General features: G+C 58.0%; 9 protein-coding genes and 3 pseudogenes. 2 read left to right on the top strand and 10 right to left on the bottom strand.

Annotation, left to right across the window (positions count from 1 at the left end; genetic code table 11):
* Nucleotides 1-83: 83 nt before the first annotated feature.
* From nifD to queC, 7 genes and pseudogenes are all read right to left on the bottom strand, one after another.
* Complete coding sequence (nifD, locus tag EN874_RS29100) at nucleotides 84-1,586, bottom strand: nitrogenase molybdenum-iron protein alpha chain (RefSeq protein ID WP_024505262.1); 1,503 nt, start codon at nucleotides 1,584-1,586, stop codon at nucleotides 84-86.
* 87 nt (nucleotides 1,587-1,673) lie between these two features.
* A complete protein-coding gene (gene nifH / locus EN874_RS29095) occupies nucleotides 1,674-2,567 on the bottom strand; it encodes a nitrogenase iron protein (protein WP_024505261.1) in 894 nt (297 codons plus the stop codon).
* A gap of 1,051 nt (nucleotides 2,568-3,618) precedes the next feature.
* Nucleotides 3,619-3,815 (bottom strand): annotated as a pseudogene (locus EN874_RS34590) (7-carboxy-7-deazaguanine synthase QueE); the annotation flags it as partial.
* A 160-nt stretch (nucleotides 3,816-3,975) separates the two neighbouring features.
* Nucleotides 3,976-4,728, bottom strand: a complete 753-nt coding sequence (locus EN874_RS29085; RefSeq protein WP_126063825.1) for a carbonic anhydrase — start codon at nucleotides 4,726-4,728, stop codon at nucleotides 3,976-3,978.
* A 770-nt stretch (nucleotides 4,729-5,498) separates the two neighbouring features.
* On the bottom strand, nucleotides 5,499-6,224 hold the full coding sequence (gene queE, locus EN874_RS29080) for a 7-carboxy-7-deazaguanine synthase QueE (RefSeq protein ID WP_164752747.1): 726 nt from the start codon (nucleotides 6,222-6,224) through the stop codon (nucleotides 5,499-5,501).
* Between the two features lie 5 nt (nucleotides 6,225-6,229).
* Complete coding sequence (gene queD / locus EN874_RS29075) at nucleotides 6,230-6,586, bottom strand: 6-carboxytetrahydropterin synthase QueD (protein WP_126063824.1); 357 nt, start codon at nucleotides 6,584-6,586, stop codon at nucleotides 6,230-6,232.
* Nucleotides 6,586-7,284, bottom strand: a complete 699-nt coding sequence (queC, locus tag EN874_RS29070) for a 7-cyano-7-deazaguanine synthase QueC (protein ID WP_063170389.1) — start codon at nucleotides 7,282-7,284, stop codon at nucleotides 6,586-6,588. The genes queD and queC overlap by 1 nt, the downstream gene beginning before the upstream one ends.
* A 335-nt stretch (nucleotides 7,285-7,619) precedes the next feature.
* Between queC and EN874_RS33875 the strand changes: the two genes are divergently transcribed.
* Both EN874_RS33875 and EN874_RS29065 read left to right on the top strand, forming a co-directional pair.
* A complete protein-coding gene (locus EN874_RS33875) occupies nucleotides 7,620-7,793 on the top strand; it encodes a hypothetical protein (protein ID WP_167512160.1) in 174 nt (57 codons plus the stop codon).
* Nucleotides 7,777-7,894, top strand: a pseudogene (locus EN874_RS29065) (transposase); the annotation flags it as partial. The gene EN874_RS33875 and the pseudogene EN874_RS29065, both read left to right, overlap by 17 nt.
* Nucleotides 7,895-7,907: 13 nt before the next feature.
* On the opposite strand, the pseudogene EN874_RS29060 reads toward EN874_RS29065, so the two are convergent.
* The 3 genes and pseudogenes from EN874_RS29060 to hisC all read right to left on the bottom strand — a co-directional run bounded on the left by EN874_RS29060 (nucleotide 7,908) and on the right by hisC (nucleotide 11,603).
* Nucleotides 7,908-9,114: pseudogene (locus EN874_RS29060) on the bottom strand (IS3 family transposase).
* Nucleotides 9,115-9,358: 244 nt separating this feature from the next.
* Nucleotides 9,359-10,393: an LLM class flavin-dependent oxidoreductase gene (locus EN874_RS29055; protein ID WP_095484287.1), complete on the bottom strand. Its 1,035-nt coding sequence runs from the start codon at nucleotides 10,391-10,393 to the stop codon at nucleotides 9,359-9,361.
* A 94-nt stretch (nucleotides 10,394-10,487) separates the two neighbouring features.
* Complete coding sequence (gene hisC / locus EN874_RS29050; RefSeq protein WP_126063823.1) at nucleotides 10,488-11,603, bottom strand: histidinol-phosphate transaminase; 1,116 nt, start codon at nucleotides 11,601-11,603, stop codon at nucleotides 10,488-10,490.
* Nucleotides 11,604-12,241 lie beyond the last annotated feature (638 nt).

Genomic DNA, 12,241 nt, shown 5'->3' with positions numbered 1-12,241 from the left:
ACGTCAAGACGTTCCAGGCTCCGGCGGATCAGAGGCCGCGGGAGTTCACCGTCTCAGTGGGAGACTGGGGCTGAAGCAAATGTTTATTCGGCAGCCATCGCCCGCTCATCGCCCCGGCTTCTTTTCCAAGGCGCGTGGAATAGGTCCCAGACCGGGTTGTTAATGGCGAGATCCACATCACGTGCGAAAATGGCAAAGCCATCGTAGCCGTGATACGGGCCTGAATAATCCCAGGAATGCATCTGGCGGAACGGTATGCCCATCTTCTGCACCGGGTATTTTTCTTTGATTCCCGAGCCGACCAGATTTGGGCGAATCCCTTCGATGAATTTCTCCAACTCATAGCCGGTCACGTCATCGTAGATCAGCGTGCCGTTCTTCACGTAGTGGCCGGTGCGCTGATAGTCGTCGCTGTGGGCGAATTCATAGCCGGTGCCCACGATGACCATGCCGAGGTCCTCGTAGGCCGTGACGACGTGGCGGGGGCGCAGGCCGCCCACATAGAGCATCACGGTATTTCCTTCCAGGCGCGACAGGTACTTGGCGATGACCGCATCAACAAGCGGCCTGTACTTGGCAATGACCTTTTCGGTCTTCTCCTCGATTTCCGGCCCAAAATGCTTGGCTATGTTGCGCAGAGAGGCTTCGATCTGGGAGGGACCGAAGAAATTGTACTCCATCCAGGCGACGCCATACTTTTCCTCCATATGCCGACAGATGTAATTCATCGACCGGTAGCAGTGGATAAGATTGAGCTTAGCCTTCGGGGCGCGCTCGATCTCTGCGAGTGTGGCGTCACCCGACCAGTTGCCAACCACGCGCAGCCCTATCTCCTCAAGCAGTATGCGCGAGGCCCAGGCATCGCCGCCGATATTGTAGTCGCCGATGACGTTGACGTCGTAGGGGCCGGCCTCGAACTTGACATCCTTTTTGTCGAAGACCCAATCCCGGATTGCATCATTGGCGATGTGGTGGCCAAGCGACTGCGAGACGCCGCGGAAGCCCTCGCAGCGTACCGGCACGATCGTCTTGTCATACTCCTTGGTCTTTTTGCGAGAAACGGCCTCGGTGTCATCGCCAATCAGGCCGATAGGGCATTCGGACTGCACGGTGATGCCGTTGTTGAGCGGAAACAAGACTTCAATCTCGTCAATGATCTGTTCCAGCTTCTTGTCGCCGCCGAAGACGATGTCCTTCTCCTGGAAATCGGAGGTGAACTGCATTGTCCCGAACGTGTCGACGCCCGTTGTACCGACGTAGTAGTTGCGGCGCTGCGACCAAGAATATTGGCCGCAGCCGACCGGGCCGTGCGAGATATGGACCATATCCTTGACTGGCCCCCACACCACGCCTTTCGAACCAGCATATGCACAGCCGCGAATCGTCATCACCCCGGGAATGGACTTGATGTTCGATTTGACGTCGCATTCGGAAAGGACCTCGCTTTCCCCGCCAGCCTCGTTGCCGCTCTTTGCGACGTTGAGGTGCTTCTTGCGGCGCTTCGCCGCCTTGTCGGGATAATGCGACAGCACCTCTTCGATAAGCTTCGCATGAAGAGCACCGTCATTCTCGTATTCCCGGCTCATGAGTCCCCCTTTCAAGGTTGGGTGACGCCTCAAAGAATAGGCGCCGTTCTCTGCAAGGCGCGCCGATTCATGGCAGCGCTAATGTCACTACTGGGCCGCCGCCTTCGCCGCTTCCTTGGAGTGAAGCTCGGCAAGCATCTGCTCGTCGGTCTTCATGATGCCGAAGTCGAGCAGCATCTCCTCCAGCTCCTCCATGGTGATCGGCGTCGGGATCGTACCCTGGCCCGAATTGGCGTGGATCTTCTCGGCCAGAGCGCGGTATTCCCCTGCCTGCTTTGAGTCCGGCGCGTACTGGATCACCGACATCTTCCTGAGTTCGGCATGTTGGACGATGTTGTCGCGGGGCACGAAGTGGATGAGCTTGGAATTCAATCGGCCAGCCAGTGCTTCGGCCAGATCGAGTTCGCGGTCGGTTTGACGTTCATTGCAGATCAGCCCGCCCAGCCGCACACCGCCCGAATGGGCATATTTGAGGATGCCCTTGGCGATGTTGTTGGCGGCATAGAGCGCCATCATCTCGCCGGACATGACGATATAGATCTCCTGGGCCTTGCCTTCGCGGATCGGCATGGCGAAGCCGCCGCATACCACGTCGCCGAGGACGTCATAGGAGACATAATCGACATCGTCATAAGCGCCATTCTCCTCGAGGAAATTGATCGAGGTGATGACGCCGCGGCCGGCGCAACCGACACCCGGCTCGGGGCCGCCGGACTCCACGCACTTGATGCCTCTGTAGCCCACCTTGAGCACGTCCTGGAGTTCGAGGTCTTCCACCGAACCTTCCTGTGCGGCGAGATCCAGGACGGTATCCTGAGCTTTCGAATTCAGGATCAAGCGTGTGGAATCGGCTTTGGGGTCGCATCCTACGATGAGGATTCTCTGCCCGAGGTCGACAAGGGCAGCGAGCGTATTTTGGGACGTGGTGGACTTGCCGATGCCGCCTTTTCCGTAAAAGGCGATCTGACGCAGACCTGACATAATAGCTTTCCTTCCTTCGTTCTAATCATCGCGACTGCCCGCGACACAAGTGCCGATAGGCAGCTCGTGCCGCCTCACACCAAGCATCGCAAAAAGCGTACCAGCGTGATCGGCCGATCCCAGAAAAAACTTTGTCATTAAATTCCAGCCGCTTAGACGGCGGCAAAACGCGCGAACGGGCCTTTCAGGCGTCTGTCACGGACACGACAAAGCCGACACAGATTGTCGTGCGCCATCCAAACCGCCGTGTGTCGAGCTCGAAGCGGGAGAATGGGGAAGTTAGCCCAAAGCTGATGGCGAGACCATCGGAAGACATCGGCTCTTGTCTTTCCAGCCTGCCATTGATCGGGCGGTCGCTGGATGAGCAGGAGCCTGGGGCTTGACCGCGGCGCGGGTAGTTCAGGCAGGCTTACAGAGCGGGAACGCCGGCGGCCGATAGACATCCGCGCTTAACCTTTCATAGCCCGTCTACAAGTTGGTTCCGCCGACGCGCTATATGGAAGCCAAATAATTCAGTAGCTTAGCCGAGAGCATTGATTTTTTCAGAAAGATACGTGTTATACGCGTACGAACCGCCGAACCCATGGTCGGCGCCCTCATGCGCGTGAGACCCCGTTGTGGGCGAGGCTCGCGACTGGCTGCACGATCCTAGCCGGCCTGCTTGCCATTGAGTTTGGTCCCGCCGCGGTAGGCTGCGGCATCAAGGGCAACATCAGCTACAACACTGGCAAGAAGATTATCACGTTCTTGGACAGGAATCTTACTGGGAGACACGCATCAACAGGCGGGCGGGCGGGCTTCGAGAGGTTAGTGTCGCGGCAGCTTGCAGATCTGCCCACGGGGCCGCCACGATCGCAAAGTGTGTACAAAAGCGCCCTCTCTGCCGAACTGAACAGTGCTCACGGCCATAGCCTCGGATGAGCCCGACTGGCTTGACCTCTGCATGATGAGAGCAGCTTTTACACCAGGTGCGCAGCACATGTCTTTAACGAACGCATCGTCTTCAAGAATATAGAGAGCAATTCGGAAAACCGAGTAGTTGGCGGCGAAGCTAGGAGAAGGTATACACCACCCTCTTGTTACCCCAGAGTAGAACGTGCAGCTGCGGCAAGACGCGGGCTTCGAACCACCTGTCGCTGGTCACCTTTTCTACCAGCGATTCCATGCGCATCATATTCCGTCGGACTCGACAGAGACGTCTTCATTACCACGGCGGGGCGGCGTGTGATTGCCGGGTTGCAGACAAACCTCGCCGCGACGTCTTTGGGACGAGTGGTGTCGGCACCGAATCCCTATCATTTAGACTAGCCAGCTTGGGGAGCGCCGTCAGACCGCCAGACCGGAAGAGGAGGCTTCGCGCCAACTTGTGCCAAGAATGTTGGACCGTGCGGAACCGCTGGGGCGGCGCTCAACTCTGGCGCAGGATGAAGCGTCGATTGGGTGAATGAATAGGGCGCGCGTTCGACGGGTAGAGGGAGGCAAATCGCTGGATGTCTGCCGGATCAACGTCAACCGGTTCCATCGCCACCATCCACTCGACGTTTTCGGTGCACGGCGGCGTCGTCAGTGAGCCCTCATAAGTCCAATAGCCAAGCGAGGCTGGCAGAAGCCAGTTGGGATTCACCTCGTCGATCGTCACCTCCCCATTCGGCAGTTCGGGAAAGGCCGCAGCAAGGGCAGCAAAGCTGGCATTTGTCGCGCCGGGCGTTAAAAAGACGCCCAGCACGCCCAGAGTACCACTTTGCGTGTCCTTGTGAACGAAATGCACCTCCATCGGGAAGCTCTTGCCCGCCACGTGATGTTCGCTTGGCGCATGGAAATGGAACTGTACCAGTTCGTAGACACGATCGCTGCGGGTCAGCGTGCTGCCTTGTGGCATATTGATTTGAATGGTGTGGCCGTTGTTCACCATATTGCCGCCGCCCTTGTGCCAGCCGATGGCGATATGCGGGATATCCGCCTTGACCGCGCTGTTGATATTGATCGGCGATTGCTGCGTGCCGGCAGAGCATACGAAATTTTCCTTATCCAGATCAGCCCAGTGCTCCGGTCCGACCGGACCGGTGTACCCCCAATGGGCACTGGTCGCTTGGGCGGCTTGAACGCAAATCCGGCATGCGCCGAGCGCAACCAACCCTTTGATCAGGTGACGACGATACATATTACTTTTGCTCCTCTTGCGAACTGATGTTGGTGGCTGCCCTAATGGACGCGTGATGGCCAATCGGCGCGGCCAGTATTGTCCTTTGCAACTGATAGATGCCCGCATGCCTTGGCGTGCTTTCATAAGTGCGGCTGCCGTTTCTCGGCTGGCCGGCTTCTGCAGCCCGCAACGGGAGCAGTTTCAACCAGCTAAACGATAAAAAATTTGAGCAGACCAGCGCTTGACCCCCGCCGCAAAGGCACAGGCGAAGGTGATCACTGCGCGGCTGCCGTTCGCGCCGGAGGCCGCATCGCTATACTTTACACTCGCTGCCCAAGGAGACGCAGGCGACCCTAATACGTTTTCATCGCTACTCCCGACGCAGCCGACCCACGCCACGAAAACGTTGCTATATTTCACGTTGGGCCAGTGAGGAAATCGATCTTCTTTATGGAAGGCATTTGCGCAATGGATGCATTCCCATGCTGACAGTCGTGCGTCAGGCCGGACAATGAGATACATCGATAAGAGCTGGACAAGGATGAGGGGATGACGTGCTTGCGACGGAGCAGGTGGGGCGAGAAGGCCAGTTCTTGCGGATTTCAACTTTGCGTGACGACAGCTCATCGGAGTCAAGGTGACACACGCCGGCAGCGGGGTGTCCGGGCGGTTTCCAGCCGCACAATCGCGAGACCGCTGACGCGAACAAAGCTCGGCTGTACTCGGCACGCGAAGAGAGCCTGCCAAGCCGTTGGAGCCCGGCCTTCCGGTGCGACGCAAGCCGCAGACTAGACCGCCCTCTTGTTACCCCAAAGCAGAACGTGCAGCTGCGGCAACACGCGGGCTTCGAACCACCTGTCGCTAGTCACCCTTTCGACAAGCCATTCCATTCGCATCATTATTCCGTCCAAGTCGACAGAGGCGTCTTCACTGCCAGGGCGCGGCGGCGTGTGATTGCCGGGTTGCAGATAGATCGGAAGGTGCGGATATCTCGCCGCGACTTCTTTGGCGTAGGCATAGTCACTCTCGTCGAAAACGACGAGCTTGAGCACGATTTGCGGCTTCTCTTGCGCCGCTTCGAGGCATGCATCAAACGCAGCCCAACGGGTGGTCATCTCGCTGGACGGCGGCTTTGGGCTAAGGGTCAGCACGTCAAGATCCGCAAACCACTCCCTCACCACGGAACCCTGCGTTTCCAGTGCAAAACGATAGCCCTCGCGATGGCCGCGTTCTATGAGGGGACCGAACGGCTGAATGGCCGGGTTGCCGCCTGACAAGGAGACCATAACCGGCCTGCCGCCGGAAAGCGCATGGACGGTTTGCCACACGGCATCGATCGGCATCGGTAGCCATTCATGGCGATACTGATTGTCCACCGCGTGAAGGCTGTCGCACCATGAACAGCGATAATCACATCCGCCGGTTCTGATGAACACCGTCGGCAAGCCGATGAGCACGCCCTCGCCCTGGATAGTCGGCCCGAATATCTCGCTCACACGGATTGCGGGATGCATGTCGGTCACGGACGGTATTCCGCCCAAGTTTTCGGTGTTTCGCTAACGCGCACGGCCGCGGTCTGCGGCAGACGTGCCTTGCACCATTCATAGAAATGTCTGGCCAGGCATTCCGCCGTGACCTTCTCATGTCCCAGCACGTCGTTGAGGTGCCGATGGTCGAAGCTCTCGTCAATGTAGCGTTTGAGCGGCGCCAGATCGTGATAGTCGCGCACGAAGCCGTGGGCGTCCAGTTCCTTGGCCGACAGCTCCACTACGACGACATAGTTATGCCCGTGCAGGCGCGCGCATTGATGGTTGGGAGGCAAGGAGGTGAGCTGATGCGAGGCCGAGAAGTGGAATTCCTTGGTGATGTGGAACATTACGCGCGCCTCCTGCGCAGCGCCTCAAGCCAGAAATCGGCGTCCTCGTAGTCGGTGGGATCAGCGTGCCCGGCGAGATGGAACGCTTCGCGCCGCTCGACGCAGGTCCCGCATCGTCCGCAGTGACGCACGCCGCCCTTGTAACAGGACCAGGTCTCAGCAAACGGGGTGCCGTATCTTGCGCCATCCGCAACAATGTCAGCTTTTCCGAGATTCACATACGGTGCATAGAGGCGTATCTGCGCATAGCCGTCGAGCGCGCGGTCTTGCATTGTCTGGAAAGCTTCAATGAAGGCCGGACGGCAATCGGGATAGATGAAATGGTCCCCACCATGCACGGCCGCCGCCACCGCTTCGGCGCTGTGGGCGGCGGCGAGACCGAAGGCGATTGCCAACATGATGGCATTGCGGTTCGGCACCACCGTAATCTTCATCGTGTCTTCGGCGTAGTGGCCGTCCGGCACGTCGATACTGCTAGTCAGCGCTGAGCCGGAAAGGCCACGGCCAATTTCGCCGATGTCGATGATCTGGTGCGGGACCTTCAGTCGCTGCGCGCAAAGAGCGGCGAAGCCCAATTCCTTCCTGTGCCGTTGGCCATAGTCGAAAGATAGAAGGCCGGTGAGTTCGTGCTCCGCTGCCACCATGTGAGCAAGGGAAACGGAGTCCAATCCGCCAGAGCAGACGGCGAGAGTCTTCATCATTGGTATCCTTGTTTTGACCGGGTAAGGCTGCGACCGGAGATTTCTCTGCGCCCCCACTACTCCAGCGACTCAGTTTTGTGAACCGGGAGAATTTGCGCTCAGCCCGATTGGAACGGGAGTGCGTCGCGTCCAACACGCGTGATCAATAAAAGTTGAGCGCTTCAGCAGTTTGTTTCGCATCGCGCCAACTTTCGCAATCTGCTGTCGGATCGTCGACTTCGAGACAAGGTGATGTTCGGCCGACATCGGCTGACTCTTAATTAAGCCGCAGAACACATGTTGGCTTTCTGGCCTTCGCTTGTGCGGTTGGCACGACAATTGACATTCTAATTGTGGGGCGGCACACCCCGCCAGCCGAAAGTGGCAGTGAGCTCCTTCAGGCGCAGGTTGATGTGCTGATTATTCGGCGATTTTCCGATCTCGAACCAGAAAGCGAGGGCGACATGGATGCCAGCAAATTTGACATTGGCGACATCCGCCTGGAGAACCCTGCGCGGCGCGATTGAGGCCGCAGGCGAGCCTGCTCTACCTGCCGCCCTACAGTCCCGACTTCAATCCGATTGAGAACGCCTTCGCCCAACCTAAGGCGCTGCTGCGAGCAAAGGCCGACCATCAAGGCTCTATGGGACTGACGTTGCCCCAGCAGTTTTGAGTTCGTTTCCGGCGTGGGTTGTGCCCTGCTGGGCGGGTGAAGCGACGGGCGCTGGCGCGGAGCCTTTGGCATAGCGCAGCGCGAGCGACCGTCGCGGATTGAAGGTGCTGGCGAACTTGGCCGGGGTCTGCCAGGCGATTTGGGAGTGCGGCCGCGCGGTGTTGTAGTCGGCGTGCCACAGGGCGATGGCTACGCGCGCCTGAGCCAGCGAGGTGAACAGCGTCTCGTTGAGCAGTTCATCGCGCAGTCGGCCGTTGAAGCTCTCGATGAAGCCATTCTGCATCGGCTTGCCGGGCGCAATGTAATGCCATTCGACGCGGTTCTGATCCGCCCAGGAGAGGATGGCGTTCGAGGTGAACTCGCTGCCATTGTCGCTGACGATCATCCTGGGCCGGCCGCGCTAGTGATGAGCCGGTCCAATTCGCGGGCAACCCGCATGCCCGAGAGAGACGTATCAACGATGAGTGCCAGGCACTGTCTCGTGCAGTCGTCGACGACGGCCAGGATGCGGAAGCGGCGCCCGTCGGTGAGCTGGTCCGATACGAAGTCGAGCGACCAGCACTCGTCGGGCCTCAGCGGCACCAGCATTGGCGCCCTGGTCCCGATCGCCCGCTTGCGGCCGCCACGGCGGCGAACGGCGAGCTTCTCCTCCCGATAGAGCCGGAACAGCTTCTTGTGGTTCACGACCAGGCCCTCCCGCCTCAGCATCACGAGAAGACGCCGGTAGCCGAACCGGCGACGCTCCTGCGCGATCGCCTTCATCCGCTCGCGAACCTCCCGGTCGTCCGGCCTGCTGGTCTGGTAGCGAACCGTCATGCGGCAACAGCCGATGGCTTTACACGCCCGCCGTTTGCTCATCCCGAAGCCTTCCTTCAGGCGAGCGACAGCTTTCCGCTTGGCGGCGGGCGTCACCATTTCTTTCCCACAAGGTCCTTCAACGCGGCATTGTCGAGCATGGCGTCGGCCAGAAGCCGCTTCAGGCGCGTGTTCTCGTCCTCCAGCCCTTCAGGTCGCCGAGCCTCGGTGACATCCATCCCGCCGAAGCGGGCCTTCCAATTGTAGATCGAGGCGTCGCTGACCCCGTGCTTGCGGCACAGATCGCCAACCGATACCCCGGCCTCGTGTTTCTTCAAAATTCCGATGATCTGCTCTTCAGAGAAGCGGCTGCGTTTCATGTCCTGATCCTCTGGATGGGCCAGAACGAACTTCAAACCGGATTAGATCAGAGGGGCAAGGCCTCGGCGCGGTCGTCGACCTCTTCACCCCAGCCGAATGTGCCAACTACTTCAAAGCCGCAGGATATGACCTGGATCAGATAGGACGTGCTCCAATGGTTTACACCTGACAGGAGTCCGGCCCCCACAACCGTTTCGCAATGAGGAGCAGCGCTGCCGCTGCTCCTCCAATCACACGACGGATTCACGATGCGGCAACTCGAGCCATGATTTCGGATCGAATGGCCGATGCGGTGTATAGTGAGGCATCCAGCGGCAAATCCCCAAATGCCAGTTGACACAGAAGATAATTAGCACCTGCCTCTTCCAGCTGATCAAGGAGAGCTTTTCGGACAGAATCTGCCGTTCCCACGACGCACAATTCACTTTCAATTGCTGCATCGAAGTTCAAAGGCAAGTTTGGTGGAGTGGAAATGGCATTTAGTTCGTATAGAAATTTGAAGCTATTGAGCCATCGTTCATAGGCAGGTGCTGCGAGCAAATACGCATCTGTTTCAGAACGCCCTATCACCACCATTCGGAGCAATCCAAGAAATGGCGCTTGCTGGCCAATGTCAGCATCGTGAATTCGGGCGGCGCGGAACGCGTCGGTAACGCTGCGAACAGAAGTGGAAGGTCCGACGCAGGCGATGTTTGCCCCATTCGCAGCGGCCCAGCTAGCCGGCTCGGGTCGATTGGTGGCGATCCATGTCGGCGGATGGGGATATTGGTGAGGTCTCAACGTCAGCGGAACATCTTTCAACTCAAAGTGGCGGCCCTGATAAGAAAGCGTCCCGCCTTTCATCGCATTGATGAGAATCTCACTGGCCTCCGCATACTGTTCTGGTGCTGCTTCTACAGCAACCCCGAAGTATCCCAATTCAGTGGGAGCAGAGCCGCGCCCTATGCCGAGTTCAAGCCTGCCGCCGCTCAACTGATCAAGCATGCAGATCTCCTCGAAGGCACGCAGCGGATGATAGAGCGCAAGTAGCATTACCATGGGACCAACACGAAGACTGCGGGTTCGCTGGGCGACGCTCGCTAAGAACAAATTCGGTGATGGACCTCTGCCATGCGGCGTACAGTGGTGCTCGGCGAGATGATACGCATAAAAGCCATAGCCATCGCACGCTTCTGCTAGGCTCAGCCGATCTGCATATTGTTGTGCGATGTCATCGCCGTTTTCGTCCAGATGATCGAAGATGCCGAAGGTCAGGCCCGAAGCGGAAATTTTCTTCAATTAATTGTTCTCCAAATTACCTATTATTTATTCGCTAATCATCATAGCTGGCGACATATCAGCACCTATTACTTGGCGCTTAATGTGAATTGACTTAATGCTTGTGCACACCGCGATTCTTCTTAAAGCTCATACAGACGCGTTTGGCGGCAGCAAGGAATTTGTCCATCTGCTCTGTGGTGCCAATGCTGACGCGAATACAGTTCTTCAAATCTACGTCAGGAAAGCTGGCGATGAGGATCGCCTGCTCTTTCAACGCGGCTTGCCAGCATGAGCCCTCCTGTCCCGCCGGCACACGGGCCAGCAAAAAGTTTGCGTGGGAGGGTGTTACGGAAAAGCCAAGTTGCAACAGCGCCAGGGTCACTCGCTGTCGTTCATGCTTGATGTGCCTGTGGTTCTCTTCGTAGGCGTGGCGATGCGCAAGAATGCTTTTCCCGACCGCCTGCCCGATCACGTTCATGTTGAAGACATTCTGGATGTTGCGCAGCCTGCCAATGATTTCTGGGTGACCGAAACCGAAGCCGACTCGCACGCCAGCAGCAGCATAGCTCTTTGAAAAAGTCCTCAAGATCAAAAGATTCGGATGTCTATTGACGAGGCGCAGGGCATTGTCGGGTGCGAAGTCAACGTAGGCCTCATCCAAGACGACCAAGCGATCTGCTTGCTCCACAAGGCGTTCGATTTCGGCCACCGGCACGAATGTTCCGGTCGGATTGTTCGGATTAGCCAACAGAATGAACTTCGCGTCTTTTGCGGGGCCGGACAGCAGTTTTTCTATCGGCAGGGGATGAGCTTCGCTCGATGCGATTTCGAGAAACTCGGCACCCTGCAACATGGCAAGTTTACGGTTGAACGAAAATCCGGGCGACAGCATCGCCACTCTATCTCCTGGGGCGAGGAAAGCTCTGTAGATGAGTCCGAGCAGCTCCGACGAACCGTTGCCGGCAATCACCTGATCTTTGGAAAATCCGTAAGCATCGGAGGCAGCTGCCCTTAAGCTGAGATTGTCGTCTTCCGGATAAAGATACTGGTGTTCGATCGCAGCAATTGCACTTTGCATTACGCTCTTCGGCAACGGAAACGGGTTCTCGTTCGTATTTAGCTTAACGCAATTTGCATCCGTCGCTGGTCCGTTGGACGAGAGAGCATCTAATTTGCTGGCCACCGGCGAAAAAAGCGAAAGCACGGTCTTCAGTTTTGCATCGCACATGTTCTTCTCCGTTTTTCAGTCCCGCAGGGCATGTGACATGAGGCAATAGTTGATCGTGACTTGATCGACGTTCGGCTATATCAGCGCTGCCTTCCCACCCTGGTGGGGATCGCCGACCACGGTTTGGATTTGACACCGGCAAGCTGTCGAGAACCTGATGACGACCCAACGTGTGGCCGACGGCCGATTCGGCGCAACAGACGGTGTTTCAACATCGCATCGTCCTCAAAGCCGCATGCAGGGCCTGCACGACAGCCCGTCTCCAGCGCCCGCAGATAGGTGGAAGCCGAAGTCTTGCCGAACCTCAGTTGCTCTGCCACCTGGCCCACCGGACTGCCCTGTTTATGGGTCAGGCGCAGGATATCTCTGACGCTCGTTCGTCTTGCTTGCTTCCGTCTTGGCATGGGCTCTCTCGGTTTGCTGATGAGAGAGCCAAATACCGGCTCATCTGAGCATGAGACGCAGGCCTGACGATATGGAGCGTCGCTGTGGCGCGCGTAGCCAAGAGGGTTCGCCTCGGTGGCGGGGCATGCAAGACGGCGCACCTCCTTAGCCATCCTGTCCCATCGTCTCAGATCGTGAGGCGCACCTTATAGTCGGTGAGGAGATCTTGCAGGGTCAGGTTACGCCCTAGCGCT

This window comes from Mesorhizobium sp. M1D.F.Ca.ET.231.01.1.1 (assembly GCF_003999155.2).
Lineage (GTDB): Bacteria > Pseudomonadota > Alphaproteobacteria > Rhizobiales > Rhizobiaceae > Mesorhizobium.
This window is presented reverse-complemented; position numbering and strand designations above follow the sequence as displayed.

Bases quoted from the DNA above. Each gene is read 5' to 3' on its own strand.
- nifD (WP_024505262.1), bottom strand. From the start codon at position 1,586: ATGAGCCGGGAATACGAGAATGACGGTGCTCTTCATGCGAAGCTTATC.
- nifH (WP_024505261.1), bottom strand. From the start codon at position 2,567: ATGTCAGGTCTGCGTCAGATCGCCTTTTACGGAAAAGGCGGCATCGGC.
- EN874_RS29085 (WP_126063825.1), bottom strand. From the start codon at position 4,728: ATGTATCGTCGTCACCTGATCAAAGGGTTGGTTGCGCTCGGCGCATGC.
- queE (WP_164752747.1), bottom strand. From the start codon at position 6,224: ATGCATCCCGCAATCCGTGTGAGCGAGATATTCGGGCCGACTATCCAG.
- queD (WP_126063824.1), bottom strand. From the start codon at position 6,586: ATGTTCCACATCACCAAGGAATTCCACTTCTCGGCCTCGCATCAGCTC.
- queC (WP_063170389.1), bottom strand. From the start codon at position 7,284: ATGAAGACTCTCGCCGTCTGCTCTGGCGGATTGGACTCCGTTTCCCTT.
- hisC (WP_126063823.1), bottom strand. From the start codon at position 11,603: ATGTGCGATGCAAAACTGAAGACCGTGCTTTCGCTTTTTTCGCCGGTG.